Here is a 24,348-nt window from a genome sequence, read left to right as displayed (position 1 = left end):
TCTGCGTACGCGTGCGCGGTTTTCGATCGCAGTTGCGATAGGGCTCAGCTGGCCCGGGTGTCGTACGTCGCGCGGTTGGCGAACACGTCGTCCATGTGGGTCTCGGCCCAGGCCTTCAGGCCCCGCACCACCTCGTGCAGGGAGAGGCCCAGGTCGGTGAGCTCGTAGGTGACCGTGACGGGCACGGTCGGCTCCACGGTGCGCGTGATCAGACCGTCCCGCTCCAGCGAGCGCAGTGTCTGCGTGAGCATCTTCTGGCTGACACCGGCGAGCTGGCGCGACAGTTCCGAGTAGCGCATCGGCCGGGGTTCGCCGGCACAGTCGGCACCGGACTGCGGCGAGCCTGCGCCGCGGAGCGCGGCCAGCACCAACGTGACCCACTTGTCCGCGATCCGGTCGAGCAGCTTGCGGCTCGGGCACTGCGCCAGGAACGCGTCGTACTCCGACTTGGCCTGCGCCCTCTTCTGGGCCGCTGTCGCCGTCGCCATCGCCCTGCTCCTTCCTGAGGGTGAGTTACGCACTTCGAGGTGCCTACTTTCCATCAGGAAGTTACCCCCTGATAGTTGGTTCCGGTAACAGTGCGGCACCGGCGCCCCGCGCGGTGCGATGCGAAAGTCAGAGGTAGCGAAGATGGCTTCCCACTCTCTCCCCGGCGGCACCTTCCGGCTGGGCGACCTGGACGTCACCCGGTTCGGCTACGGCGCGATGCAGCTCGCCGGCCCCTGGGTCATGGGACCGCCGGCCGACCGGGACGGCGCGCTCGCCGTGCTTCGCGAGGCCGTCGAACTGGGCGTCACCCACATCGACACCGCCGAGGCGTACGGGCCGCACGTCACCAACGAGCTGATCCGGGAGGCGCTGCACCCGTACCCCGAGTCGCTGCACATCGTGACCAAGGTCGGCGCGATCCGCGACGAACAGGGCGGATGGCCCACTGCCCGCGACCCGCAGAGCCTGCGCCGGGCTGTCCACGAGAACCTCCAGACGCTCGGCCTCGAACTGCTCGACCTGGTGAACCTGCGGCTCGGCAACGCCGAGGGCCCCGAACCCGGGCCGGTGGCGGAGGCGCTCGACGCGCTCGTGGACCTTCAGCGGCAGGGCCTGATCCGGCACCTCGGGGTGAGCAACGCGACGCCGGAGCAGGTCGCCGAGGCGCAGTCGATCGCGCCGATCGTGTGCGTGCAGAACATGTACAACCTCGCGCACCGCCAGGACGACAAGATGATCGACGCGCTCGCCGACCAGGGCGTCGCCTACGTGCCGTTCTTTCCGTTGGGCGGCTTCAGCCCGTTGCAGTCCGCCGTCCTCTCGGCCGTCGCCACGCGGCTGAAGGCGACACCGATGTCCGTCGCCCTCGCCTGGCTGCTGCGGCGGTCGCCGAACATCCTGCTGATCCCCGGCACGTCGTCCGTGGCACACCTGCGCGAGAACATCACGGGCGCGGCCCTCGTCCTGTCCGACGACGACCTCGTCGAGCTGGACACGATCGGACGCTGACTCAGGAGTTGGGGCGGGGATGGCCCTTGAGGTGTCTGCCCAGCTCCCGGGCGATCTCGCGGTTGGCGTCGCGCTCGGCGAGGGACTGCCGCTTGTCGTACGTGCGCTTGCCCTTGGCCAGGGCCAGTTCGACCTTGGCCCACCCGTTGTCGAAGTACATCGACAGCGGCACCAGCGTCACCCCGCCCTCGCGGACCTTTTCCAGGATCTTGCCGATCTCGGAGCGGTGCAGCAGCAGCTTGCGGTTACGGCGGGGCGCGTGGTTGGTCCAGGTGCCGTAGCGGTACTCGGCGATGTGCAGCCCGTACAGCATGATCTCGCCGTCGCGCTCGTGCGCGAACGCGTCCACGAGCGATGCCCGCCCCTCGCGCAGCGACTTCACCTCGGTGCCGACCAGCACGATGCCCGCCTCGTACGTGCGCAGCACGGTGTACTCGTGTCGCGCCTTCTTGTTCGAGGCGATGAGTCGGCGTTCGGGCTTGCGGGACGGGCTCACCCGGCGACGATATCCGGCGCCGCCTCAGTCTCCCGTCCGGCGCTCGGCACGCAGCCGCGCGGTCAGGTCCCGTACCGCCTGCCCGAACTCCTCCTGCGACTCGCACGGCAGGTGAGCGAGGATGGGTGGCGGCACGCTGTCGCTGGGCGGGGGCACGAGCCCCTGCGGGTCGGTCAACCGGCGGTCCACCGTCGCCTCCGGCCCGGTCGACGGCCCGGTGTCCCCGCACCGGTGCGGGGCGAAGATCCACCCACCGATCGGGTCGGTGTCGCGCCACAGGTTGACCCAGCGCCAGCCGATGCGCTCGCCGATGTCCCGGAGCGACCCCGGGTTGACGTAGGCGGGGAACAGCCGCGAGTACAGCCGACTCAGCGGTGACCCGTAGGTCAGCAGGGCGACCCGGTCGGTGACCCGCCGTGGCAGTTGCAGCAGCGTGGCCGTGAGCAGCACCGATCCGTGACTGTGCCCCGCCAGCAGGACGCCCTCGCCCTGGTCCACGAGGTAGGTGATCCGCTTGGCCAACTCGGGCACCGCCCGCTCCGCGTAACAGGGTGGCGCGAAGGGATGCGCTCCCCGGGGCCAGAAGGTGCCCAGGTCCCACAGGACGCCCACGTACCGGCGGAACCCGGCCGTCCGGTAGGCGAAGAACCCACCGATCACGAGCCCGATCAGGATCGCGGCGATCGCGTAGTTGCCCGCCCCGATGAAAAAGTTGACGAAGCTGTCGGGCACACCGAGGTACGCCTGGAACAGGTCGCCGGGATAGAGCTGCAACAGGCCGAGCAGGCTGGTGGCCAGCCCAATCGCGGCGAATGCGGCGTAGACCACGGCGAGGGGTTCCACGCGTTCGGTGAACCGGGCCCGGGCGACCGCCTGCTCGACCCGTCGCAGCCGCGTCGCCGCCTCCGGCGGCGCGTCCGGGTAGTCGGCGGCCACGATCGCCCGCGCGGCCCGCCACCGGCTGGCACGGGTCGCGACGGTGACCAGCACGCCCACCAGCACCGCCGCGGCCACCGCCAGGAAAAACCCGAAGATCGCCCATTTGTACGCCAGCGGCGGGCCGAACGCGAACCGGCTGACGTGCCGCCCGTCGCGGTCCAACACGTCCGCCACGCGGTAGACCAACTCGGCGGAGAACGCGACCGCGAGTCCGGCGGCGACCGTGACGAAGACCGGCGCGCCCAGCGCGCGCAGCCGCGGGAGCCGTTGTCCGTCGGCACGCCGTCCGCCGCCGCGCGCCCAGAGCGCCGTCGCCGCGAGGATGACCAGCAGGAAGGTCTGGCTGACGAACAACCAGGCCACGGTGGCGCTGTACCCGGGCAGCATCTCGCTGTGCGGCCAGGGCTCGCCACTGGCCAGGGTGTACGCGATCACCAGGATCGTCAGGCCGCAGGCGATCGTACGGAGCCCGCGCGTGACGCTCTCCAGCCCGGGCACGAAGCTGGTTCGGTCCATGCCGCTCACCTGGGTCAGCAGGACCAGGCAGGCGAGCAGCACGACGCCCGTAGCCACCGCCAGCGCCACCCGCACCCACGAGGAGTTCTCGCTGTCCCAGGCGGCCAGCAGGCTGCCGTCCAGCGTGGCGAACGCGGCCGCGACGTGCACGGAGCGCAGCCGTCCCACCACCGGCGTGCCGTCCCACTGGCCGACCGCGCTCAACTGCGACACGGACGTCTCCTGGACCGCCCCGGTGCGGAAGGCGTCGAACGAGTGGCTCGGCCGAGCGGACAGCCGCCACACGATCCCGATGGCGGCGACCGGCACCAGGGCCAGCACGCCCAGGCGTACGCCGGGCGAACGCCCGCCGAGCCAGGACAGCCAGTTGCGTCCGTCCAGGCAGCTCGGCGTGCCCATGCACCGCCAGGCGACGAGGTCCACCGCCACCCCGACGATGGTGAGCACGTAGAGCATCGTGAGGGTGAGTGCGAGCACCCGACCCAACGCGACGAGGGCGTGCTTCGCCGAATCGTTGGCGGGGCGCATCCAGAGCGCCACGTTGCAGAGCATGAACGGCAACAGGAACACCAGCGACAGCGTCCGTACGGCCGTGCCGGAGGGCAGGTCGTTCCAGCGGTACGCCTCCAGCGTCACCCCGTCCGTGCCGGTCGAGTCCGGGTAGCCCGGACGGGGGCGGTAGAACCCGCCGCTGCGGTCGCCGGCCACCTGGTGCACGAACGGCCGGTTGAGCACCCGGTCAGCGCCCGCCCCCGAGACGCCGTGCACCCGCAGCTCCACGATCCGACCCGTCTCCGGTCCGGTCGGCGACGCGTCCGCCATGGGCCCCCCGAGGTGTGTGACAGCCGGCGGGACGCGGCGCCGGCCGCCCGCGGCGGTGCCGCTTACCCGCCCCGCGCCGGATCACGCCTCGCGGCGCTGCCCACCGGTGGTGCGGAGCGGCCCGGCGAGGTGGTTCTATTGGCGCCATGGCAAACCCGGTGATCCTGACCGTCGACGACGATCCCGCGGTGTCCCGGGCGGTGGCCCGGGACATCCGGCGCCGCTACGGCGACCGCTACCGGGTGCTGCGCGCCGCCTCCGGACCGGAGGCGTTGGACGCGCTGCGGGAGGTCAAGTTACGCGGCGAGCAGGTGGCGCTGCTGCTGGCCGACCACCGGATGCCGGAGATGACCGGCGTCGAGTTCATCGAGGCCGCCATGGACATCTTCCCGGCGGCCCGCCGGGTGCTGCTCACCGCGTACGCGGACACCGACGCCGCGATCGAGGCGATCAACGTGGTGGACCTGGATCACTACCTGCTCAAGCCGTGGCACCCGCCGGAGGAGAAGCTGTACCCGGTCGTCGACGGGCTCCTGGAGGCCTGGTCGGTGACCCCGGACGCCACGAGCGCCGAGATCCGCGTGGTCGGGCACCGCTGGTCGGCGCCGTCGTTCAAGATCCGTGACTTCCTGGCCCGCAACCTCGTGCCGTACCGCTGGTTGCTCTCGGACGACCCGGAGGGCGCCCGGCTGCTCGACGCGGCCGGGGCCACCGAGGCGGACGTACCCCTGGTGGTGACCGCCGAGGGCAAGGCGCTGGTGGCCCCCAGCGAGGCCGAGCTGGCCGCGTTGGCCGGGCTGACCGTGGTGCCCGGGTCCGACTTCTACGACCTCGTGGTGATCGGCGGCGGCCCGGCGGGCCTGGGCTCGGCCGTGTACGGCGCGTCCGAGGGGCTGCGGACCGTGCTCGTCGAGCGGCGGGCGACCGGCGGGCAGGCCGGGCAGAGCAGCCGGATCGAGAACTACCTGGGCTTCCCGGACGGCGTCTCCGGCGCGCAGTTGACCGACCGGGCCCGCCGGCAGGCGGTGAAGTTCGGCGCGGAGCTGCTCAGCGCCCGCGAGGTGGTCGGCCTGAGCGAGGCCGGCGGCGCGCGGCTGCTGCGCTTCGGCGACGGCAGCGAGATCGCCGCGCACACGGTGGTGTTGGCGACCGGCGTGTCGTACCGGGTGCTCGACGCTCCCGGGCTGGCCGACTTCACCGGTCGGGGGGTGTTCTACGGCGCGGCCGCCACCGAGGCGCCGAGCTGCGTCGACCAGGACGTCTACATCGTGGGCGGGGCCAACTCGGCCGGCCAGGCGGCGGTGCACTTCTCCCGGTACGCCGCGCGCGTCCACCTGCTGATCCGCGGCGCGGACCTGACGGCGTCGATGTCGAGCTACCTCATCGACCAGTTGGCGCGCATCGACCGGATCACCGTGCACCCGCACACCGCCGTGGTCGGCGCGGCCGGCGACGACCACCTGGAACGGCTCACCCTCTGCGACACCCGCACCGGGGAGAGTCGCACGGTCGACACCTCCTGGTTGTTCATCTTCATCGGCGCCGAACCCCGCACCGACTGGCTGGACGGCGTGCTCGTGCGGGACGGTCGGGGCTTCATCGTCACCGGCCCGGATCTGCTGGCCGGTGGGCGACGCCCGGCCGGCTGGTCGTTGTCCCGCGACCCGTACCACCTGGAGACCAGCCTGCCGGGGGTCTTCGCCGCCGGTGACGTCCGCGCCGAGTCGGTCAAGCGGGTCGCCTCGGCAGTCGGCGAGGGCGCGATGGCCGTGTCGCTCGTGCACCGCTACCTGGAGGCCCAATGACCAGCCAGTCCGATCGGCTGACCCCGGCACAGCTACGTGAGCTGTTCCTGTTCGAGGCCCTCGACGACGCGCAGCTCGACTGGCTGAGCGAGCACGGCCGCGTGGAGCAGCGCGCCGGCGGCACCCTCGTGTACGGCGAGGGCGAGGCCGCCACCTGCTTCTTCGTGCTGCTGCGCGGTGCGGTGGCGCTGAGCCGGCAGGTCCGTGGCGACGACGTCGAGGTCAGCCGCACCGACCAGCGCGGCGTGTACGGCGGGGCCACCCAGGCCTACCTGGGCGACCAGGTCGAGCAGACGTACCGCAACAGCCTGCGCGCGCTCGTCGACGCCGACTTCTTCGTGCTGCCGGCGGAGGACTTCGCGCACGCCCTGCGGTCCTGGTTCCCGATGCCGATGCACCTGTTGGAAGGGCTGTTCTTCGGCATGCGGGACAGCCAGACCATCGTGGGCGAGCGGGAGCGGCTGCTGGCGCTCGGCTCGCTCTCGGCGGGGCTGACCCACGAGCTGAACAATCCGGCCGCCGCGGCGGTGCGGGCCACGTCGGTGTTGCGGGACCGGGTCGCGGGGATGCGGCACAAGCTCGCGATGATCGCCGACGGGCGGCTCGACGGGCGGGCGCTGCACGGGCTGGTCGCGTTGCAGGAGGAGGCGGTGGCCCGGGTGGCGACCGCGCCGAAGCTGACCCCGGTCGCCACCGCCGACGCCGAGGACATCCTCACCGACTGGCTGGAGGACCACGGTGTGGGTGGCGCGTGGGACCTGGCGCCGATCCTGGTCGCCGGGGGCCTGGACGCGGCGTGGCTCGCCCAGGTGAAGGCGGCCGTCGGGCCGGCGGACCTGGAGGCCGCGGTGCGGTGGCTGTCGTACACGGTCGACACCGAACTGTTGATGCGCGAGATCGGCGACGCGGTGACCCGGATCTCGGGTCTGGTGGGCGCGGCCAAGCAGTACTCCCAGCTCGATCGCGCGCCGCACCGGGTCGTGGACGTGCACGACCTGCTGGACGCGACGCTCGTCATGTTCAAGGGCAAGATCCCGGCCGAGGTCAAACTCGTCCGCGAGTACGACCGGAGCCTGCCGCCGATCCCGGCGTACGCGGCGGAGCTGAACCAGGTGTGGACCAACCTCGTCGACAACGCGCTGGGCGCGATGGGGGAGAAGGGCGTGCTGACCGTCCGCACCGGACGGGTCGGCGACCTGTTGGCGGTGGAGATCACCGACACCGGTCCCGGTATCCCGCCGGAGGTGCGCCCGCGCATCTTCGAGCCGTTCTTCACCACGAAGCCGGTCGGGGCGGGCACCGGACTGGGACTGGACATCTCGTACCGGATCGTGGTCAACAAGCACCACGGCGACATCCGGGTGGAGACAGAGCCGGGGCACACCACCTTCCGGGTCCTGCTGCCGATCACCGAGGACGTGGCCGCGTTGCCCTGACACGCCGACTACCTAGAGACATCGAGCGGTTGCGGGCAGTAGTCTCGGGCGGCGTCCGTGCTTCCCGCCCCCCGAGGAGCTTCCGTGGACTCGATGGCCCGCCCGCGTACCGCGACCCACGATGACCAGCCGATCGATCCCCCCGACGACAGCTCCGTGCTGCCGGAGCTGGAGGACGCCGTCTGGATGCACCACGCGCACACCTTCGCGCACACCAGCTTCTGGGCGGTGGCCCGCCGGCTGCCGAGGCTGGTCCGTGAGGCGGTGGCCCTGGCCTGGGCCACCAACCGCACGGACACGGTCGCCTCCATCGGCCTGAACGTCGCCGCCGGGGTGATGACCACCTTCGGCCTGCTCGCCACGACCGGCGTACTGCGGGAACTCTTCGCCGCCGGTCCCACCCCGGACCGGGTGCGCGCCGCCCTGCCGGCGCTGATCGTGGCCGCGACGGCGATCTCGGCGCGCGGCGGCCTGACGATCGCCGCCGGTTGGGCCCAGGCCCGGCTCACCCCTCAGATCAACTACCAGGTGGAGCTGCGGCTGTTCGAGGCCACCACGGCGGTGGACCTGGCCGCGTTCGACGACGCCGGGTTCGCCGAGGAGATGGACCGCGTCCGCGACCGGGGGATGGGCGAGGCGGCGTGGATCGTCGACCACACCGTCAACCTGGTCACCGGCGTCGTCGGGATGCTCGCCACCGCCGTCGCGGTGACCGTCATCCAGCCGCTGCTGCTGCCGTGCCTGCTGCTCGCGGCGGTGCCCCAGGCGATCACGGCCGTGCGGATGGCCCGCCGGGAGTACCTGGCGATGCTCGCCCGGATCACCCGACGGCGGCGGATGTGGATGCTCGCCCACCTGATGGCCAACCGGCACACCGCCGCCGAGGTGCGCGCCTATCAGATGCGCGAGTTCCTGCTCGCCGAGTACCGGGGTGTGATGGCCGTCGAGACCCGCGCCCAACTGCGGCTGGTCCGCTCGCAGACCGGCACCCGGGTCGCCGGCGCCACCGTGGCGGGCCTGGCCACCTTCGGCGTGTACGCGGTGCTCGGTGGCCTGCTGCTCGCCGGCATGGTCGCCCTCGCCGCCGCGGCCACCGCCCTGCTCGCCCTCCAGTCCGCCCGGACCAGCCTGGGCGTCGCGGTCGTCGCCACCAACTCGCTGTACGAGGACGCCCTCTACTACCAGGACTACCGGGACTTCCTCACCCGGGCGCAGGGCCGGGTGCCCGTCGGCGGCAGCCGGACGGCCGACGGCGTCGAGGCGATCGACCTGCACGAGGTGAGCCTGCGTTACCCCGACACCGACGCCCCTGCGGTCGACCGGGTCAGTCTGACGATCCGGCGCGGCGAGGTGATCGCGCTGGTCGGTGAGAACGGCTCCGGCAAGACCACCCTCGCCAAGCTGATCGCCGGTCTCTACCAGCCGACCGGCGGGACGATCCGCTGGGACGGCGTCGACGCCGCCGAGCTGGATCCGCGCGCGCTCGGCGCACAGGTCGCGGTGATGACGCAGGAGTACTGGAAGTTCCCGTTCACGGCCGGTCAGAACATCAGGGTGGGCCGGCACGACCGTACGCCCGAGCGGCCCGGCCCCACCGTGCGGGAGGCGGCCGACGCGGCCGCCGCCCACGACATGATCGAGGGCCTGCCGCACGGCTACGACACCCTGCTCGACCGGGAGTTCAAGAACGGCCACGAGCTGTCCGGCGGACAGTGGCAGCGGCTGGTCGCCGCGCGTGGCCTCTACCGGGACGCCGCCCTGCTGATCTGCGACGAGCCGTCGGCGGCTCTGGACGCCCGCGCCGAACACGCCCTGTTCCAGCACCTGCGTCGCCGGCCCGACCGGGCGGTCGTCCTGATCACCCACCGGCTGGCCAACGTCCGGCACGCCGACCGGATCTTCGTCATGGATCAGGGCCGTCTCGTACAGCAGGGCAACCACGACGAGCTGATGGCGGCCGGGGGCCTCTACCGCGAGCTGTTCGAGCTACAGGCCAGCGGCTACCGCGCCCACACCAGCGAAGCCCACCGCCCCTGATCCCCGCCCGCCACCCCCGCCCGCCGCCCCCGCCCCGCCCGTCGCCCCCGCCCCGCCCGTCGCCCCCGCGATCTTGCACTTTCGGTTGTTGAATTCGGTGGGGATGCGCCCTATGTCGCCGCATAAAGTGCAAGATCGCCGGCCGGCCGGCCGGCGGGGTGGGTGGGCTGGGCTGGCGGTTCTGTGGGAGCCGCGGCGCGGCGGGGGTCGGGGTGAGCCTCGGCTCGGGCTTGATCCACTCGGGTTCAAGGAACCCGGGGCGTCTCGCCGCTGAGTACGGCCCGACATCACCGAACCCGAGTGGATCATCGCGGCGGGGGCCGGGCCCGGGGGTCGTGGTCAGGCCTGGTTGGTGAGGACGTCGGCCAGGACGCGGGTGTGGGTGGAGAACGCCAACTGGACCGGGTCGGTGAGGACCAACCACTCGGTCGCCTCCTCGGTGGGCCGCGACGGCGGCAGATCCTCGGCGTCCCGCTCCGGCAGCATCCCGAAGATCATCATGGTGCCGCCCTGTGGTGCGCCCCGTACGGCGAGGAGCCGGGCGTCGGCGGCGTCCGCGACCAGCCCGGTCTCCTCCCACAGTTCACGCACCAGCGCGTCGGACCACTCCTCGCCGTACTCGATGAAACCGCCGGGCAGCGCGAGCAGCCCGCGGGCCGGCTCGATGGCCCGGCGGACGACCACCACGCCGAGGCCCTCGGCCGTGCGGACCGGGAGCACCGCCACCGCGACGGGCAAAGGGTTGCGCCAGACGGTCTCGCCGCAGGCCGCGCAGACCCGCGGCCAGCCGGCCGCCGCGGGGTAGGCGGCGCCGCAGTAGGAGCAGTGCGAGTACGGCGTACCGGTCATGCCGCAGCACGTTACCCGCCGGCCGCGCTCATTCGATTGGCGTGCCGGTGTAGAAGGCGGTGGTGCGTTCGGCGGCGGCCTTGGCCTCGTCGGGGTCGGTGCCGGCGGCGATGCTTGCCTCGCCCCACAGGTGGCTGCTCAGCTCCATGGCCCGTCGACCCTGGGCGGAGGCGACCCACTCGGCGCTGTCCTCCGGTCGCACGCCGACGCCGCCGGAGAGGTACGTGGCGAGGCCGAGCAGGCCCAGGTCCCAGCCGACGCCGACGGCGCCCGGTCCGAACTGGGCCCACCGGTCCTGGTCGACGTGCGCGATGTGGTCCAGGTCCAGGCGGGCCTGATCGTCGCCCACCGGCGTGACCCGCACCTCGATCCAGCTCACCTCGCCGCCCATCTCCCAGGTAGCGGTGAAGCGGTGCGGGGGCTCGCAGGTCTCGACGGTGCCGTGCGCGTTGCCCTCGAGCTGGTACGTGCCGTGCAGCCGCAGGTCGCCGCTGATCGGCAGGAACCAGCGGGGGATGCGCTCGGCGTTGGTGCAGGCGTCCCACAGGTCCTCGGCCGTCGCCTGGTAGGTCTGGCTGATCGTGGTCACCCGGGCCTCGCCGGCGGCCAGCGTGCGGCTGCCGACCTGTCGCTGGACGGCGTTGATCTGCTCGGTGGCGTCGAACATCAGGTGTTCCTCTCGTCGGGTGGGTCGGCGGGCCCGCGTAGGCGCCGCTCGCGTCGGCCCCGGGCCAGCTCGGTGGCGAGCGCCGCCAGGGGTGGCGCCCAGAAGCGGCGGAAGTGCTCCAGCCAGCCGTCCACCTCGCGCAACGGGCGCGGGTCGACCGCGTAGAGCCGCCGGGCGCCGTCCGGACGCACGGTGGCGAAGCCGTTGTCCCGCAACACCTTGAGGTGCTGGGACACGGCGGGCTGGGAGATGCCGAACTCGTCGCGGATGACCGCGTTCACCGCGCCGGCGCTCTGCTCGCCGTCGGCGAGCAGTTCCAGGATGCGGCGCCGGACCGGATCGCCCAGCACGTCGAAGGCGTGCACGGCGACAGTTGTATCACTCCTGACTTATTTAAGCCAGCTCTGATACTCCGACGAGCTTGTCGAGTTGGATCGGCAGGTCACGAATGCGCACCCCGGTGGCGTGGTACACCGCGTTGGCGACCGCCGCCGCCGCGCCCACGATGCCGATCTCCCCGATGCCCTTCACCCCGGCGAGGTTCAGCTCGTCGTCGTGCTCGTCCACCCAGTACGCCTCGATGGACTCCACGTCCGGGCAGGCCGTGATGTGGTAGGTGGCCAGGTCGTGGTTGACCCAGTCGCCGTACCGCTCGTCGAGCAGGCCCCCCTCGTGCAGCGCCATCGACAGGCCCATCGTCATGCCCCCGATGAGTTGGCTGCGCGCCGTCGTCGGGTTGACGATCCGGCCGGCCGCGAACACGCCGAGCATCCGGTTGAGCCGGATCTCGCCGGTGGTGGTGTCCACCCGGACCTCGACGAACTGCGCCCCGTACGCGTACCGGGGGAGTGCGGCCTGCTCGCCGATCTCGTCGGTGGTGTCCGCCTCGGCGGTCACCTCGGCGTCCGGCGGTCTGCCGTCGGGCACCTTGGCGCGCAGCGCCGCACACGCCCGGATCACCGCCCAGCTCCAACTGGAGGTGCCCATCGAGCCACCGGCCAACGGGGCCGTGGGCAGGTCGCTGTCACCGATCCTGATCTCGATCCGTTCGGGCGGCACCCCCAGGGCGTCGGCGGCGACCAGCCAGAGCGCCGTACGCGCCCCGGTGCCGATGTCGGTGGCGTTGATCTGGACCAGGAAGCCGCCGTCCGGACGGGCGGTGACCCGCGCCGAGGACGGGCGGGACCGGGTCGGGTAGGCCGAGCCGGCCATGCCGGAGCCGACCAGGAAGCGTCCCTCGCGCCGGGACCGGGGCGTCGGATTCCGGTCGGCCCAGCCGAACCGCCGCGCGCCCTCGCGCAGGCAGGCCACCAGATTCCGACTGGTGAACGGTTTCCCCTGGTCGGGGTCGACCTCGGGGTCGTTGCGGACGCGCAGCTCCACCGGGTCGATGCCGACGGCCACGGCCAGCTCGTCCATCGCCGACTCCAGGGCGTACGCGCCGGGGCACTCGCCCGGCGCCCGCATCCAGAACGGGGTGGGCACGTCGAGGCGGGTCAGTCGATGTGTCGTACGGCGGTGCGGCGCGGCGTACATGCTGCGGGTGTAGACGGCGGTCTGCTCGGCGAACTCGCGGATCATCGAGGTCTGGCTGATCGCGTCGTGGCTGATCGCGGTCAGTCGCCCATCCGTGTCGGCGGCGAGGCGGACCCGCTGGATGGTGGGCGTGCGGTAGCCGATCGGCCCGAAGATCTGCTGGCGGGTCAGCGCCAGTTTCACCGGCCGGTCCACGTGGCGGGCGGCCAGGGCGGTCAACACCACGGCGGCCTTGGCGTACCCCTTGCTGCCGAAGCCTCCGCCGACGTGCTCGGCGATCACCCGGACCGACTCGCGGGGCAGGTCGAACAGCTCGCTGAGGGTGGCCCGCACCGATGACGCGCCCTGGTTGGAGTCGTGCACGAGCAGCCGCCCGCCGGTCCACTGCGCCGTGGTGGCGTGCGGCTCCATCGGGTTGTTGTGGTAGGCCGGGGTCCGGTAGGTAGCGTCCACCCGGACCGGCGCGGCCGCGTACCCCGCGTCGAAGTCCCCCTCGGCCGTGTCGGTCGGGTAGTGGGGATTGACCTCGTCCGGCTTGTACAGACCGGGGTGGTCGTCGGTGAGCACCGTGCTGTGCGGGCCCGTGTCGTACTCGACGCGCACCAGCCGGGCGCCCTCGCGGGCCGCCTCCAGGCTCAAGGCCACCACCACCGCGACGTACTGCCCCCGGTAGTGCACGGCCGGGTCCTGAAGCAGCCACAGGTCCGGCTCCACCATGGTCGCCAGCCGCGGCGCGTTGCCGTGATGCACGACGGCCAGCACGCCGGGCGAGGCCAGCGCCTCGGTGGTGTCGATCCGGGTGATCCGACCGCGCACCACCGTCGCGGGCACCACCCAGCCGTAGGCTACGCCGTCGACCGGGTACTCCACCGCGTACCGCGCCGCGCCGGTGACCTTCTCCCGGCCCTCCAGCCGGGGGTGCGCCTGACCGATCGCCCCGGTGCTCACGACGCCGCCAGTTCGCTGAGCACCCGTACGGTGATGGACCGGGTCAGCGGCAGCTTGAAGCCGTTGTCGCTCAGCGGGCGGGCCTCGGCCAGCTCCGCGTCGGCGGCCCGCGCCGCCAGTTCCGGGCTGAACGGCTGGCCGCGCAGCTCCTGCTCGGCCCGGTACGCGCGCCACGGCCGGTGGGCCAACGCCCCGTAGGCCAGCCGCACGTCGCGGACGACGCCGCCGTCGAGGTCCAGCACCGCGGCCACCGAGCCGGCCGCGAAGGCGAACGACGCCCGGTCTCGTGCCTTGAGGTACGTCGAGTGGCGCGCGGCCGGCAGCGCCGGCAGCCGTACGGCCGTGATCAGCGCGCCCCGGGCCAGGGTGGTCTCCCGTTCCGGATGGGCGCCGGGCGAGCGGTGCAGGTCGACCATGGGGACGTCCCGGACACCGTCGGTGTCGTGCACCTCCACCACGGCGTCCAGCGCGGCGAGGGCGACGGCCAGGTCCGACGGGTGGGTGGCCACGCACTGCTCGGACCAGTCCAGCACCGCGAGGTCGCGGTTCTCGCCGTGCAGGGCGGCGCATCCGCTGCCCGGCTCGCGCTTGTTGCACGCCTTGCCGGTGTCCTGGAAGTACGGGCAACGGGTGCGCTGCAACAGGTTGCCGCCCGTGGTGGCCATGTTGCGCAGTTGCCCGGAGGCGGCGGCGAGCAGGGCGCGGGTCAGCACCGGGTAGTCGCGGCGGACCGCCGGGTGCGCGGCCAGGTCGCTGTTGCGCACCGTCGCGCCGATCCGCAGTCCGCCGTCGGGCAGTTCCTCGACGGTGTCCAGGGGCAGCCGGTTCACGTCCACCAGCACGTCGGGGCGCTGTACCCCGAGTTTCATGAGGTCCACCAGGTTGGTGCCGCCGGCGAGGTACGCCGCCTGCGGCTCGGCGGCCAGCACGGCGACGGCGTCGGCCACGTCGGTGGGCCGGTGGTAGCGGAACGGCCTCATCGCGCCGCCGCCGTCTCGCGGACGGCCGTCACGATGTGCGGGTACGCGGCGCAGCGGCACAGGTTGCCGGCCATCCGCTCGCGGATCTCGGCGTCGGTGAGGTCGGGCGCGGCGGCGAGGTCCTCGGTGACCGCGCTGGGCCAGCCCCGTTCGACCTCGTCGAGCATCCCGCGCGCCGAGCAGAGCTGCCCGGGGGTGCAGTAGCCGCACTGGAAGGCGTCGTGCGCGATGAAGGCCGCCTGCAACGGCGACAGTTCCTCCCCGTCGGCCAACCCCTCCACGGTGACCACCGAGCGGCCGTCCAGGGTGACCGCGAGCAGCAGGCAACTCTTCACCCGGCGACCGTCGAGCAGCACCGTGCAGGAGCCGCACTGGCCGTGGTCGCAGCCCTTCTTGGCCCCGGTGAGGCCGAGATGCTCGCGCAGCGTGTCGAGCAGGGTGGTGCGATTGTCCAGCGTCACCTCGCGTGGGGCGCCGTTGACGTCGAACCCCACCCGGGACGCGTGCTGCGCGTCGACGACCGTCTGTCTCTCTGCTGCTGCGGACACCGCCCCAGATTAGCCATCCCGGGTACAAATGCGGGCGAATAACGCGAAGAGCGCTTCGCCGTGGGGCGTCCGCCCCGCGAACGGCGACGGCCGCCCGGGTACGCGCCGCAGCGCCACCCGGGCGGCCGTCCGCCCGCCCCCGTCTCAGGCCACCGGAGTGGCCCGGGCAAGATTCCGATGCGCGCGGATCAACTCCGCGTAGCGCAGACCGCTCGCCTTCACCGTCCGCCGCTGGGTGGCGTAGTCGACGTGCACCAGCCCGAAGCGCTTGTCGTAGCCGTACGCCCACTCGAAGTTGTCCAGCAGCGACCACACGAAGTAGCCGTCCAGCGGCACGCCCCGGGCCACCGCCGACGCGCACGCCGCCAGGTGCTGCTCCAGGTGGTCGGTGCGCTCCTTGTCCTCGACCGTGCCGTCGGGGGTGATCTCGTCGTGCCACGCCGAGCCGCTCTCGGTGACGATGATCCGGGCCGGTCCGTACTGCTCGTGCACGTCGACGAGCAGCCGCTCCAGCCCTGCCGGGTACATCTCCCAGCCCATCGCGGTCTCCACCGAGCCGGGGACGGGCACCTGCTTCGCGTACGGCGCCGGGCCGGTCGGGTCGTCGACCACCAACTGCCGGAAGTAGTAGTTCACCCCGAGGAAGTCGGTGGGCGTCGCGATCACCGCGAGGTCGTCACCGCGTACCGGCGGCTCGACCCCGTACGTCTCGACCATGTCGGCGGGGTAGCCCCGCCCGTGGATCGGGTCCAGCCACCAGCGGTTGACGTGCCCGTCCGCCCGCCGCGCCGCCGCGACGTCCTCGGGCCGGTCGGTCGCCGGCTCGATCGGGCTGAGGTTGACGACCAGGCCCACCGAGGCGGGCCGGGCGGCGTTCGCCCGGATCGCCTGGGTGGCGAGGCCGTGCCCGAGCAGCACGTGGTGCGAGGCGCGCACCGCGCGGGTCAGGTCCCGCTCGCCGGGGGCCATGTTCCCGTCCAGATGCCCGATCCAGCACACGCAGAGCGGCTCGTTGACCGTGCACCAGTCGGCCACCCGGTCGCCCAGGCGAGAGGCCACAACCGCCGCGTAGTCGGCGAACGCCTCGGCCGTGGCGCGCTCCGGCCAACCGCCGGCGTCCTGCAGGGCCTGCGGCAGATCCCAGTGGTAGAGCGTGACGAACGGCCGGATCCCGTCGGCGAGCAGCGTGTCGACGAGCCGGTCGTAGAAGTCCAGCCCGGCGGGGTTGACCCGGCCCACACCCGCGGGCATCACCCGGGGCCAGGCCACCGAGAACCGGTACGCGTCCACGCCGAGCTGCCGCAGCAGCCCGACGTCCTCCGGCCACCGGTGGTAGTGGTCGCAGGCCACCGCCCCGGTGTCGCCGTTGTCGACGTTGCCCGGGGTCGCCGAGAAGGTGTCCCAGATGGACGGCTCCCGGCCGTCGACATCGACGGCCCCCTCGATCTGGTACGCCGCCGTGGCGACGCCCCAGAGAAAGTCGGGTGGCAGCTTGGACAGGTCCGGCACGGGAAGGCTCTCCTCTGGGTTCGGGTGGATCACTTGACGGCGCCGGCGGTGAGGCCGGCGACGAAGTACCGCTGCAGGGCCAGGAACCCGGCGACGACCGGAATGCTGACCACCAGCGACGCGGCCATGATCTGGTTCCAGTAGACGTTGAACTGGGTCGAGTAGCCCTGCAGGCCGACGGCCAGGGTGCGGCTGCCCTCGTCGGTCATCACCGAGGCGAACAGCACCTCACCCCAGGCGGTCATGAACGCGTACACGGTCACCGCGACCACGCCGGGCACGGCGGCCGGCAGGATGACCTGGAACAGCGTGCGCAACGGCCCGGCCCCGTCGACCTGCGCCGCCTCGTCCAGCCCGCGCGGGATCGAGTCGAAGTAGCCGACCAGCATCCAGATCGAGAACGGCAGCGAGAAGGTCAGGTACGTGATGACCAGGCCGGTCCGGCTGGCGTACAGCTCGATACCGGTGGCGTTGCCCAGGTTGACGTAGATGAGGAACAGCGGCAGCAGGAACAGGATGCCGGGGAACATCTGCGTGGACAGCACCGTCACGGTGAAGACGCCCCGGCCCCGGAACCGGTACCGGCTGACCGCGAACGCGGCGAAGATGGCGATCGCGACCGAGCAGACCGCCGCGAGACTCGACACCACGAGGCTGTTCACCAGGTAGCGCGCCAGCGGCACGGTGCTCCACATGTCGACGAACGGTTGCAGGGTGGGCCGGCTGGGCCACCAGGTGAACCCGTTCTGCACGTCCCGCAGCGGCTTCGCCGCGGAGGTCACCATCACGTAGAGCGGGATGACGACGAAGAGGGTGAGCAGGGTCAGCACGATGCGCCGGCCCCAGCGCTCACCGGCGGTCTCACGCATGATCGTCCCTCCGGCGGTTGGTGATCAGCAGGTACGCGGCCGAGACGACCAGCAGGAACAGCAGCAGCGCGACCGACATCGCCGAGCCCGACCCGAAGTCCCAGGTCTTGAAGGAGCTGCGGTAGATGTGGATGGAGATCAGGTCGGCCTGCGCGGGCGCGGAGCCGCCGAAGAGCACGAACGGCGTGTTGAAGTCGTTGAACGTCCACAGGAACAGCACCAGCAGCAGCACCAGGTTCACCGGCCGCAGCATGGGCAGGGTGACCGAGCGCAGCCGACGCCAGAACCCCGCGCCGTCGATCGCGGCGGCCTCGTACAGCTCGCCGGGCACGTTCTGCAGACCGGCCATCAGGCAGAGGAAGGCGAACGGCCAGTTGCGCCAGACCGACACCACCAGCAGCGACCAGAAGCTGTTGTCGCCGATCAGCCAGAACGGCCGTTCGTTCAGCAGCCCGAGTTGGTCGACGAGCACGTGGTTGACCAGGCCGGTGTCGCGCTGCAGCAGGAAGCTCCAGGTGATCACGGCGGCGTAGACCGGCAGCGCGTACGGGGTGAGGAACAGCGCCCGCAGGATGGCCCGCCCACGGAACGGCTTCTGCAGCACGACGGCCGCCGCGATGCCGAGCAGCCAGGCGAAGCCGACCGAGAGCACGCTGTAGGCCAGCGTCACCCAGAACGAGTGCAGCAGTTCCTTGCCGGCGGCGCTGTTGAAATCGAGGGTGGCCCGGTAGTTCTCCAGGCCGACGAAGGGTGCGGTGGACCAGTCGCGGATGTGGAACTGGGTCAGCTCCAGCATGCTCATCCAGACCCCGACCACCATGGGGATCACGTGGATGGCGAGTTCCAGCACGATGGCCGGCGCGAGCAGCAGGTACGGCAGGGGGGAACGGCGGGGGCCGCGCGGCCGGCGGGCGGCCCCCCGGGCGGGTGACCCGGCCCGGGGTGCGCACCGGTCGGCGTCCGGCGCGGTGGTGCTGGTTGCCATCGGGGTCCTCTCGGAGGCGGTGGCCGTGGTCAGGCGACGAGCCCGACCACGGCCACCGGCGCTGCGTGGGTCAGCGCATCTTCTGCTGCGCGTCGGTCAGCTTCGCCTTCACCGATGCCTCGGTGACCGGCTTGCCGCTCGCCGCGTCGGCGAACAACTCCTTCATCGCGGTGCCGACCAGGGTCTCGAAGGTGCTCTCCTCCGGCACCTGCGGCAGCGGGGCCGCGGTGGTGACCAGGGTCTCCTGGATGCTCTTCTGCTCCGGAGCGCTGAACGCCGGGTCGGCGCCGGCGGTCTTCACGGCCGGCAGCGAGCCGTACGTCTTGTTGAGGATCGTCTGCTCCTCGTCGCTGGTCATGAACTTGACGAAGCTCAGCGCGCCGTCCTTGTTCTTGGTGTGCTTGAAGACGGCCATGTTGATGCCGGCCACCATGCTGTTGACCTTCTTGCCGCCGGCCGGCGGGTTGGCCAGGAACGGCACCGGGGCCACGCCGTACGCGTCGGCGGCCATGTTCTGCGTCTTGAGGTTCGAACCGGCGGACTGCCACAGCAGCATGGCGGCCTTGCCGTTGGCGAAGTCCGAGACCGACTGGTTCTGCGCGTACTCGGCGTTGCTCGGGTTGGTGATCTTGTCAGCGGCCATGAAGTCGATGTAGCGCTTGATGGCCGAGACGTTCTGCGGGGTGTCGAAGGTCGGCTTGCCGGCCGAGTCGAACCACTCGCCGCCGTACTGCTGGCTGAAGGTGAACGCGTGGTGGGCGTTCTCCGACGGGTTGGCGCCCTCGATCGCGAGGCCCCACTTGCCACCGGTGCTGAGCTTCTTGCCGTACTCGACGACCTGCTCCCAGGTAGTCGGCGGGGCGGTGATGCCCGCGTCGGCGAACATCTTCTTGTTGTAGTACAGGCTGTACGCCATGGAGTAGAGCGGGACGGCGGCCGGCGGCTTGCCGGGCGCGCCGGCGGCGGCGAGCGCGGCGGGCACGATCCGGTCCTTGCCGCCGACGGCCTGCAGCGCGGCGTCGTCGAACTCGACGAGCGCGCCGGTGGCCTGCAGCGACGCCGACCAGGTGTTGCCGATGTTCACCACGTCCGGGCCCTTGCCCGAGGTGGCGGCGGCGAGCAGCCGGTTGAGCAGGTCCGACCAGGGGACCACCTCGACGTTGACCTTGATGCCGGTCTGCTTCTCGAACTTGTCCAGCTCGGGCTGGAGGGTGGTCTTGTCGGCCTCCAGGCTGGCGCCCTGGTTGCTGGCCCAATAGGTGAGGGTCTTGGGCGAGGAGGCGGAGTCGTCGCCGGAGCCGCCGCAGGCGGTCAGCGATGCGGCGGCCAGTACGGCGGCAGCGAATATCCCGAGGTGTCGTCTCGACACGGTCAGCCCTTCCGGTGCGTGGTGGGGGTCCGCCGACCGTCGTCGTCGATAGGGGTGAGGCGACGGCGGTCGGCTGCGGACGGGGTTTCTCCGGACGCGCCGTCGGAGGTCCTTCGGCGTTTCCCGGGAGTTACATCACGGCTTAATGAATGTCGTCATTAAAGTGGTTGGCCGGTGGGTCGTCAAGCACGGTGCGGTTACAGTCGCCACCTACGGCCGACGGGAACGAGGTGACGAGTGGAGCTGGCGCGTGCCACCAACCGGAGCGTCCGGCTGCGCAACCGGTCCGCTCTGCTGACGAAGCTCTTCCTCGATGCCCCGCTCACCCGGCAGGACCTGGTGCGCAGCACCGGGCTGAGCCAGCCGGCGGTGAGCAACGTGGTGGCCGACCTGATCGACGAGGGCATCGTCGTCGAGGCCGGGGCCGCCGAGTCCGACGGCGGCCGACCCAGCATGCTGCTGCGGGTCGCCGCCCGGTACGCCTTCGTGATCGGCGTGGACGTCGGCGAGACCCGGGTCCGGGTCGAGCTGTTCGACTTCGCGATGACGCTGCTCGCCAGCGTCGAGTATCCGCTCGACCCGGCGCGTACCGAGCCGGACCTGGTGGCCGGGCACGTGCTGGCCGGCATCGAGGTGGTGACCGGCCGGGCCGGCGTGGCCACCGCCGACGTGCTCGGCGTCGGCATCGGCGTCTCCGGCGTGGTCGAGCAGGGCGACGAGGCCGTCGTGCACGCCCAGGCCCTCGGCTGGGACCGGGTGCCGCTGGAACGCCTCATCGGCGCCGGCACCGACCTGCCGCTGCACATCGACAACGGCGCGAAGACCCTCGGGCAGGCCGAAATGTGGTTCGGCGCCGGGCGTGGGGCCCGGCACGCCGTCTTCGCGCTGGTCGGGTCGGGCGTGGGCGCCGCCGTGGTGACCAACGGCGCCACCTATCGGGGCGCGTCCAGCAGCGCGGGGGAGTGGGGGCACACCACCCTGGTGTACGGCGGCCGGACCTGCCGGTGCGGCGCACGCGGCTGCCTCGAGGCGTACGTGGGCGCGGAGGCGATCATCGACCGTTACCGGGAGGCCCGTCGGGGACGCGCCGTTCCCGGCGAGGACGAGGAGTCCCAGCTCGCCGCGCTGGTCGCCGCCGCCGACAGCTCGGCCACCGCCCGCCGGGTGCTGGACGACACCGCCGGCTACCTGGGCGCGGGGGTGGCCAACCTGATCAACCTGTTCAACCCGGAGCGGGTGGTCCTCGGCGGGTGGGCGGCGATGGCGCTGGGCGACCTGCTGCCGGCCGTGCGCGAGGCCGCCGGCCGGCAGGCGCTGCGCCAGCCGTACGAGCAGGCGTCCATCGAACTGTGCCGCCTCGGCGTCGACGCGGTGGCCCTCGGCGCGGCCACCCTCCCGATAGCCCGCTTCCTCACCGCCGGCGGCGTCCCTCCCACCTGACCCCCTTCGCCCGTTGATCAAGAGGTTCGCGTCATCCCGGGCGCGGTTTCTGACGCCAACCTCTTGATCAACGGGAGTCAGCTCGGGCCGGCGGGACGGGGGTGGACGGGTGGGGCGGGGTGGAATTACACAAAATCTGATTCTCGGGATAAATAACGAAGTTATAGATCGATGTCTTGACGCCGCCGCAATCTCGCCGCAACACTCCTACGAGAGCGCTCTCCTCTCCCCGCGGCGTCGCATCGGCGGCACCACCCACGGCACCACGGGCGAAGACCGACCCCACCCGCACGGCGTCCGTAACGCCCTATCGACAGGCGATGTCATGACATCTCGTGCTACATCCGTACGCCCGCGTCCCCGGCGGCGGACCGTTCGGCACCTCCTCACCGGAGTCGCGGTGGCCCTGGTGGCAGCCCTGACCCCGGCGGTGGCCACGGCGCCCGCGCAGGCCGCCCCCACCCTGCTCTCGCAGGGCCGCCCGGTGACCGCCTCGTCCACCGAGAACGCCGGCACCCCCGCCTCGGCCGCGGTCGACGGCAACACCGGCACCCGCTGGGCCAGCGCCTTCAGCGACCCGCAGTGGCTCCAGGTCGACCTCGGCGCGCGGGCCACCATCAGCCAGGTCAACCTGCTCTGGGAGGGCGCCTACGGCCGCGCCTTCCAGATCCAGACCTCCGACGACGCCGCCACCTGGACGACGATCTACTCGACCACCACCGGCGCGGGCGGCACGCAGAACCTCACCGTGACCGGCGCCGGCCGGTACGTGCGGATGTACGGCACCGCCCGGGGCACCGCCTACGGCTACTCGCTGTGGGAGTTCCAGGTCTACGGCGAGACCGGCGGCGACACGTCCACCTGCGGCAGCGCCAACGTGGCGCAGGGCAGCCCGGTGACCGCCCCGTCCACCGAGAACGCCGGCACCCCCGCCTCGGCCGCCGTCGACGGCAACACCGGCACCCGCTGGGCCAGCGCCGCCAGCGACCCGCAGTGGCTGCGCGTCGACCTGGGCAGCACCCGCACCATCTGCCGGGTCACGTTGACCTGGGAGGCCGCGTACGCCCGGGCCTTCCAGCTCCAGACCTCCGCGGACGGGTCCACCTGGACCACGATCTACTCCACCACCACGGCAACCGGTGGCACGCAGAGCCTCACCGTCACCGGCACCGGACGCTACCTGCGCGTGTACGGCACCGCCCGGGGCACCGCCTACGGCTACTCGCTGTGGGAGGTGGCGGTCAACACGACCGGCGGCGGCACCACCGAACCCCCGGTCGGCACGACCGACCCGTACAACCCCAACCTCGGCGCGAACACGTACGTCTTCGACCCGAGCACCCCGACGTCGACGATCCAGAGTCGACTGAACACCATCTTCACCCAGCAGGAGACCAACCAGTTCGGCGCGCAGCGCTACGCCGTGCTGTTCAAGCCGGGCACCTACACCGCCGACGTCAACCTCGGCTTCTTCACCCAGGTCGCCGGCCTCGGCATGAGCCCCGACGACGTCAACCTCAACGGTCACGTCCGGGCCGAGGCGACCTGGTTCGGCGGCAACGCCACCCAGAACTTCTGGCGGTCCGCGGAGAACCTCTCGGTGACCCTGCCGTCCGGAGTCAGCGTGGAGCGGTGGGCGGTGTCGCAGGCCGCGCCGTACCGGCGGATGCACCTGCGCGGCGCGCAGAACCAGATCCAGCTCTGGAACGGCGGCGACGGCTGGTCCAGCGGCGGCCTGCTGGCCGACACCCGCATCGACGGCCTGGTCGTCTCCGGATCGCAGCAGCAGTGGTACTCGCGTAACAGCGAGTTCGGCAACGGCTGGACCGGCTCGGTGTGGAACATGGTCTTCCAGGGCGTCAACGGCGCTCCGCCGCCGAGCTTCCCCAACCCGTCGCACACCGTCATCGCGCAGACCCCGCAGGTCCGCGAGAAGCCGTTCCTCTACGTGACGGGCAGCGGCGAGTACCGGGTCTTCGTGCCCGCGGTGCGCACCAACTCCACCGGCACGAGCTGGTACAACAAGACCCCGGCCGGCTCGTCGATCTCGCTGTCGCAGTTCTTCGTCGTCCAGCCCGGCACCAGCGCGGCCACCATCAACGCCGCCCTCGCCCAGGGCAAGCACCTGCTCTTCACCCCGGGCGTGCACCACGTCACCGAGCCGATCCAGGTCAACCGGGCCGACACGGTCATCCTCGGCCTCGGCCTGGCCACCATCCAGGCCGACAACGGCAGCGTCGGAATGCGCGTCGCCGACGTGGACGGCGTCAAGGTCGCCGGCATCATGTTCGAGGCCGGCACCACCAACTCGCCGGTGCTGATGGAGGTCGGCCCGTCGGGCTCGTCGGCGAGCCACGCCGGCAACCCGACCTCGCTGCACGACGTGTTCTTCCGCATCGGCGGTCCGCTCGTCGGCAAGGCCACCAACACGCTGACCGTCAACAGCGACAATGTGATCGGTGACCACATGTGGCTGTGGCGGGCCGACCACGCCGCCCAGGGCGTGCCCACCGGGTGGACGCTGAACACCGCCGACACCGGGCTCACCGTCAACGGCGACGACGTCACCATGTACGGCCTCTTCGTCGAGCACTACCAGAAGTACCAGACCATCTGGAACGGCAACGGTGGGCGGACGTACTTCTACCAGAACGAACTGCCGTACGACGTGCCGAACCAGGCGGCCTGGATGAACGGGTCCACCCGGGGCTACGCCGCGTACAAGGTGGCCGACTCGGTGACCAGCCACCAGGCGTTCGGGCTGGGCAGCTACAGCTACTTCAACGTCAACCCCGCCGTGGTCGAGGAGCACTCCTTCGAGGTGCCGGTCAACTCGAACGTGCGCTTCACCAACATGGTCACCGTCTCGCTCGGTGGCGTCGGCACCATCAACCGGGTGATCAACAACGCCGGTGGCACCGCGAACGCCGCCAACCAGACGGTGTACCTGACGAACTACCCCTGACCGGGACGCCCGCGCCGGCCCGGTCGACTCATCTGACCGGGCCGGGGGGGGGGGGGGCCCGGGGCGGGGGAGCGTCGGGGGGCGGCGGGGGTGGCGGCGTCTGCCAGTGGGGCGGCCGGACGATCCCCTGCTACG

The 24,348-nt window shown here is 71.8% G+C and carries 19 protein-coding genes; 6 read left to right on the top strand and 13 right to left on the bottom strand.

Annotated features, from left to right (window positions below; all coding sequences use genetic code 11):
- Window positions 1-44 precede the first annotated feature (44 nt).
- Window positions 45-488, bottom strand: coding sequence for a helix-turn-helix domain-containing protein (locus AB0J36_RS08160; protein WP_357118050.1), 444 nt, complete (start codon window positions 486-488; stop codon window positions 45-47).
- 142 nt (window positions 489-630) lie between these two features.
- Here AB0J36_RS08160 and AB0J36_RS08155 point away from each other — a divergent pair, with 142 nt between their 5' ends.
- Window positions 631-1,497, top strand: a complete 867-nt coding sequence (locus AB0J36_RS08155) for an aldo/keto reductase family oxidoreductase (RefSeq protein ID WP_357118053.1) — start codon at window positions 631-633, stop codon at window positions 1,495-1,497.
- 1 nt (window position 1,498) lies between these two features.
- Here the strand turns inward: AB0J36_RS08155 and smpB are convergent, their stop codons facing one another.
- Complete coding sequence (smpB, locus tag AB0J36_RS08150) at window positions 1,499-1,993, bottom strand: SsrA-binding protein SmpB (protein WP_357118056.1); 495 nt, start codon at window positions 1,991-1,993, stop codon at window positions 1,499-1,501.
- A gap of 24 nt (window positions 1,994-2,017) precedes the next feature.
- Window positions 2,018-4,270 (bottom strand): hypothetical protein, encoded by a 2,253-nt coding sequence (locus tag AB0J36_RS08145; RefSeq protein WP_357169757.1) that lies wholly within the window; start codon window positions 4,268-4,270, stop codon window positions 2,018-2,020.
- A gap of 146 nt (window positions 4,271-4,416) precedes the next feature.
- Between AB0J36_RS08145 and AB0J36_RS08140 the strand changes: the two genes are divergently transcribed.
- The 3 genes from AB0J36_RS08140 (at window position 4,417) to AB0J36_RS08130 (ending at window position 9,548) form a co-directional block, all read left to right on the top strand.
- On the top strand, window positions 4,417-6,075 hold the full coding sequence (locus tag AB0J36_RS08140; protein ID WP_363660313.1) for an FAD-dependent oxidoreductase: 1,659 nt from the start codon (window positions 4,417-4,419) through the stop codon (window positions 6,073-6,075).
- Window positions 6,072-7,511 carry an ATP-binding protein gene (locus AB0J36_RS08135; RefSeq protein WP_357118065.1) on the top strand — a complete coding sequence of 480 codons (1,440 nt, stop codon included), beginning with the start codon at window positions 6,072-6,074 and terminating at the stop codon, window positions 7,509-7,511. Before AB0J36_RS08140 ends, AB0J36_RS08135 begins: the two co-directional genes overlap by 4 nt.
- 93 nt (window positions 7,512-7,604) lie before the next feature.
- The gene (locus AB0J36_RS08130) at window positions 7,605-9,548 is read left to right on the top strand and encodes an ABC transporter ATP-binding protein (protein ID WP_363660345.1); all 1,944 of its coding nucleotides are present in this window, start codon (window positions 7,605-7,607) and stop codon (window positions 9,546-9,548) included.
- Window positions 9,549-9,887: 339 nt separating this feature from the next.
- On the opposite strand, the gene AB0J36_RS08125 is transcribed toward AB0J36_RS08130, so the two are convergent.
- The 10 genes from AB0J36_RS08125 to AB0J36_RS08080 all read right to left on the bottom strand — a co-directional run bounded on the left by AB0J36_RS08125 (window position 9,888) and on the right by AB0J36_RS08080 (window position 19,808).
- Window positions 9,888-10,397: an NUDIX domain-containing protein gene (locus tag AB0J36_RS08125; protein WP_357118068.1), complete on the bottom strand. Its 510-nt coding sequence runs from the start codon at window positions 10,395-10,397 to the stop codon at window positions 9,888-9,890.
- A gap of 28 nt (window positions 10,398-10,425) precedes the next feature.
- The gene (locus AB0J36_RS08120; protein WP_357118071.1) at window positions 10,426-11,064 is read right to left on the bottom strand and encodes an SRPBCC family protein; all 639 of its coding nucleotides are present in this window, start codon (window positions 11,062-11,064) and stop codon (window positions 10,426-10,428) included.
- On the bottom strand, window positions 11,064-11,429 hold the full coding sequence (locus AB0J36_RS08115) for a metalloregulator ArsR/SmtB family transcription factor (RefSeq protein ID WP_357118074.1): 366 nt from the start codon (window positions 11,427-11,429) through the stop codon (window positions 11,064-11,066). Before AB0J36_RS08115 ends, AB0J36_RS08120 begins: the two co-directional genes overlap by 1 nt.
- Window positions 11,430-11,457: 28 nt before the next feature.
- Window positions 11,458-13,548, bottom strand: a complete 2,091-nt coding sequence (locus tag AB0J36_RS08110) for a xanthine dehydrogenase family protein molybdopterin-binding subunit (protein ID WP_363660312.1) — start codon at window positions 13,546-13,548, stop codon at window positions 11,458-11,460.
- Window positions 13,545-14,528 carry a xanthine dehydrogenase family protein subunit M gene (locus AB0J36_RS08105; RefSeq protein ID WP_357118080.1) on the bottom strand — a complete coding sequence of 328 codons (984 nt, stop codon included), beginning with the start codon at window positions 14,526-14,528 and terminating at the stop codon, window positions 13,545-13,547. Before AB0J36_RS08105 ends, AB0J36_RS08110 begins: the two co-directional genes overlap by 4 nt.
- Window positions 14,525-15,022 (bottom strand): 2Fe-2S iron-sulfur cluster-binding protein, encoded by a 498-nt coding sequence (locus tag AB0J36_RS08100; protein WP_357119408.1) that lies wholly within the window; start codon window positions 15,020-15,022, stop codon window positions 14,525-14,527. The genes AB0J36_RS08105 and AB0J36_RS08100 overlap by 4 nt, the downstream gene beginning before the upstream one ends.
- A gap of 198 nt (window positions 15,023-15,220) precedes the next feature.
- On the bottom strand, window positions 15,221-16,585 hold the full coding sequence (locus tag AB0J36_RS08095) for a GH1 family beta-glucosidase (protein ID WP_357118084.1): 1,365 nt from the start codon (window positions 16,583-16,585) through the stop codon (window positions 15,221-15,223).
- A 29-nt stretch (window positions 16,586-16,614) separates the two neighbouring features.
- A complete protein-coding gene (locus tag AB0J36_RS08090; protein ID WP_357118087.1) occupies window positions 16,615-17,454 on the bottom strand; it encodes a carbohydrate ABC transporter permease in 840 nt (279 codons plus the stop codon).
- A complete protein-coding gene (locus AB0J36_RS08085) occupies window positions 17,447-18,439 on the bottom strand; it encodes a sugar ABC transporter permease (protein WP_363660311.1) in 993 nt (330 codons plus the stop codon). Before AB0J36_RS08085 ends, AB0J36_RS08090 begins: the two co-directional genes overlap by 8 nt.
- A 70-nt stretch (window positions 18,440-18,509) precedes the next feature.
- Window positions 18,510-19,808, bottom strand: coding sequence for a sugar ABC transporter substrate-binding protein (locus AB0J36_RS08080; protein WP_357118093.1), 1,299 nt, complete (start codon window positions 19,806-19,808; stop codon window positions 18,510-18,512).
- A gap of 237 nt (window positions 19,809-20,045) precedes the next feature.
- On the opposite strand from AB0J36_RS08080, the gene AB0J36_RS08075 reads away from it, so the two are divergent.
- Both AB0J36_RS08075 and AB0J36_RS08070 read left to right on the top strand, forming a co-directional pair.
- Window positions 20,046-21,248, top strand: coding sequence for an ROK family transcriptional regulator (locus AB0J36_RS08075; protein ID WP_357118096.1), 1,203 nt, complete (start codon window positions 20,046-20,048; stop codon window positions 21,246-21,248).
- Between the two features lie 325 nt (window positions 21,249-21,573).
- Window positions 21,574-24,213, top strand: coding sequence for a discoidin domain-containing protein (locus tag AB0J36_RS08070; protein WP_357398447.1), 2,640 nt, complete (start codon window positions 21,574-21,576; stop codon window positions 24,211-24,213).
- Window positions 24,214-24,348 lie beyond the last annotated feature (135 nt).

Source organism: Micromonospora sp. NPDC049662, from assembly GCF_040675055.1.
Lineage (GTDB): Bacteria > Actinomycetota > Actinomycetes > Mycobacteriales > Micromonosporaceae > Micromonospora.
The sequence above is the reverse complement of the archived record's forward strand: the minus strand, read 5'-3'. Positions and strand labels throughout refer to the sequence as shown.